This window comes from Kitasatospora sp. NPDC001225, assembly GCF_053597855.1.
In genome coordinates this window covers 1-2,736 of record NZ_JBSFJC010000338.1, presented here as the reverse complement: position 1 = coordinate 2,736, position 2,736 = coordinate 1, and the positions used below count along the sequence as shown (strand labels likewise).

Annotated in this window: 3 protein-coding genes; 1 reads left to right on the top strand and 2 read right to left on the bottom strand. The window is 74.4% G+C overall.

Going from position 1 to position 2,736, the window contains the following annotated elements; all coding sequences use genetic code 11:
• Positions 1 to 695, top strand: a 695-nt coding sequence (locus ACWDCZ_RS40105) for a GntR family transcriptional regulator (RefSeq protein ID WP_449818564.1), incomplete at its 5' end; no start/stop codon positions are given.
• Between the two features lie 55 nt (positions 696 to 750).
• Here ACWDCZ_RS40105 and ACWDCZ_RS40100 read toward each other — a convergent pair.
• Together ACWDCZ_RS40100 and ACWDCZ_RS40095 are read right to left on the bottom strand one after the other, a co-directional pair.
• Complete coding sequence (locus ACWDCZ_RS40100) at positions 751 to 1,503, bottom strand: MBL fold metallo-hydrolase (RefSeq protein ID WP_449818563.1); 753 nt, start codon at positions 1,501 to 1,503, stop codon at positions 751 to 753.
• A gap of 34 nt (positions 1,504 to 1,537) precedes the next feature.
• Positions 1,538 to 2,542, bottom strand: coding sequence for a GlxA family transcriptional regulator (locus ACWDCZ_RS40095; RefSeq protein ID WP_449818562.1), 1,005 nt, complete (start codon positions 2,540 to 2,542; stop codon positions 1,538 to 1,540).
• Between the last annotated feature and the right edge of the window lie 194 nt (positions 2,543 to 2,736).

Genomic DNA, 2,736 nt, shown 5'->3' with positions numbered 1-2,736 from the left:
GCCCGGCCGGTACGCTACCGACCAGGAAGAAGGGAAGCCCGATGGCGATCGAGCGGCGTCCGCTGCGCGAGCAGGTCAAGGACGAACTCCTGGAGCAGCTCGGCCGCGGCCGGTTCACCCCCGGCGAGTCGATCAACGAGGTCCAGCTCGCCGAGGAGCTGGGCGTGAGCCGAACCCCCCTGCGCGAGGCCCTGATCAGCCTGGAGCGCGAGGGCATCATCACCAGCGAACGCGGCAAGGGCTTCCGCTTCGCCCCCACCGGCAAACAGGAGTTCCTCGACCTCACCGCGATCGTCATCGCCCTGGAGTCGCTGGCCCTGCGCACCTCCGACCCGGCCCACCTTGCCGAGATCGCCCCCCGGCTGCTCGCCGAGGCCCGCGCCTTCTCCGCCCCGCAGGCCCCGCACGGCACGATAGAGCGCCACGACGACGCCTGGCACGCCCTGCTGCTCTCCGGCTGCGCCAACGCCCGGCTGCGCGAGATGATCGACTCGCTGAAGCTCACCCTGCACCGCTACGAGCGGGTGGTGGTCGGCGACCACGAGATCCTGGAGCGCGCCGCCGAGGAGCACGAGCGGATCGCCCAGTGCCTGCTGGACGGCGACATCGACCAGGCCGTCGCCGCGCTGGAGGCCAACTGGACCGGCGGCATGGAACGCATCCTGCACCGGCTGCCCCCGGTCGCCGCGTTCTGAGCCGCCCGCCCCGGGCGCCGCGTTCGAGCCGGTCGCCGCACTCCGAGCCGACCCGTCAGCCCAGCAGTTCCGGGACGCCCGGGGCGAGCCAGTGCAGCCGGTCGGCCAGGCCGGCCGCCTCGAACCGCGCGGTGGTCTCCGCCCGCCCCTCGGTGAAGTGCTCCCACGAGGTGTAGTGGACGGGGACGACCCGGCGGGCACCGAGCGAGGCGGTGAGCGCGACGGCCTGCGCCCCGTCCATGGTGATCAGCCCACCGCCGCCGAAGGCCTCGATCCGGGCCGCGCCGAGGTGCAGGAAGGCCGTACCGATCCGGAACTTCCGCCCCACCGCGTCCAGTTCGGGGATGTGGACGGTGTCGCCCGACACGTAGAGCGCCTCCTCCTCGCCGGGCGCCTCGACCACGAAGCCGGTCACGTCCCCGACCGGACCGTGCAGGCCCGGCGTGCCGGTCACCCGCAGGGTCCGGCCGTCCACGGTCAGGGTGCGGCTCTGCCAGGGCGCCAGTCCGAGCGCGCCGCCGCCGAGCCGGGCGGCCCCGCTGACGGTGGTCAGCACCGGCCGCCCGGCGAGCAGGATCCGGCCGGTGGCGTCCAGGTTGTCGGGGTGCTCGTCGTGGCTGAGCAGCACGGCGTCCACCGGCGGCAGCTCGTGCGCGCCGATCGCCGGGGCGCCGGTGCTGCGCAGGACCACCGGGTCGTGCCGGTACTCGGCCGGAGCCGGATCGAAGACGGGGTCGGTGAGCAGCCGCAGCCCGCCGACCTCCAGCAGGACGGTCGCGGTGCCGATGTGGGTGGCCTCGATCTTCACAGTGTTCGTTCCCTTGTGATGAATTGACGGTCAATCAGTTTTCGGCCCGGACGCGGAAGCGGCTCCGGTAGTCCCCCGGCGTGGTGGAGAGCCGGTCCCGGAACACCCGGTGCAGGGTCTCGACGGAGCCGAAGCCGCAGGCCCGGGCGACCCCCGGCAGCGGGTGGTCGGTGCGCTCCATCAACCGTCGCGCCGCCTCCAGCCGCAGCTCCTCGACGTACGCCCCGGGCGTCGTACCGGTCTCCGCACGGAAGACCCGGGCGAAGTGCCGCTCGCTCATGGCGAGCCGGCCGGCGAGGGCGGGCACCGACAGGTCGCCGTCCAGGTGCTCGCCGATCCAGCGGCGCAGGTCCCGCAGGTCCACCCGGCCGCCCGGGCGGTGGGCCAGCGGCACGCTGAACTGGCTCTGGCCGCCCGGGCGTTGCAGGTACATCACCATGATCCTGGCGATCTCCAGCGCGAGGTCGTCGCCGTGGTCCTCGGCGACCAGCGCCAGGGTGAGGTCCATCGAGGTGCTCAGGCCGGCGCTGGTCCACATCCGCCCGGAGCGGATGAACACCGGATCGGCGTCCACCTCGACGGCCGGGTGGTCGGCGGCCAGCCGCTCGGCGGTCGCCCAGTGGGTGGTCGCGCGGTGCCCGTCCAGCAGCCCGGCCGCCGCCGTCACGTGCGCGCCCGCGCAGACCGAGGCGACCCGTCCGGCCCGTGGCCCGGCCTCCCGCAGCCAGGCCACCACGGCCTGGTCCACCCGGGGCACCGGCCCGTCCGGCCCCAGGTCCACCCGGCCCGGCACCAGCACCGTGTCCGCGCGGACCCGCGCCTGCGCCAACGTCCCGGTCACGTGCAGCGGCACCCCCGAGAAGGTCTCCACCGGCCCGCTCCGCTCGGCGCACACCCGCACCTCGTACCCGGGCCACCCGGGCGGCAGCAGCCGGCCGGCCAGCGCGAAGATCTCGGCGGGCCCGGCCACGTCCAGCGCGTTCACCCCGGGGAACACCGGGACCACGACCAGATGCGGCAGGCGGAGTGCGTCGTCCATGCCCCCACCCTCGCCCGGAGGCGGCCGTGGCGGCAATGACGGGACTCTGCAACATCCGGCCATCGGCCCGGGTCCTCTCCTCATCCGAAAGAGAGGACCTACGCCCCCGGCCGTACCGCCCCCGCGACCAGCGCCCGATTGACCGTCCTCCGCCTCCCAGCGGCAGGATGGCCCGCATGTGGGGCAAGTGGATC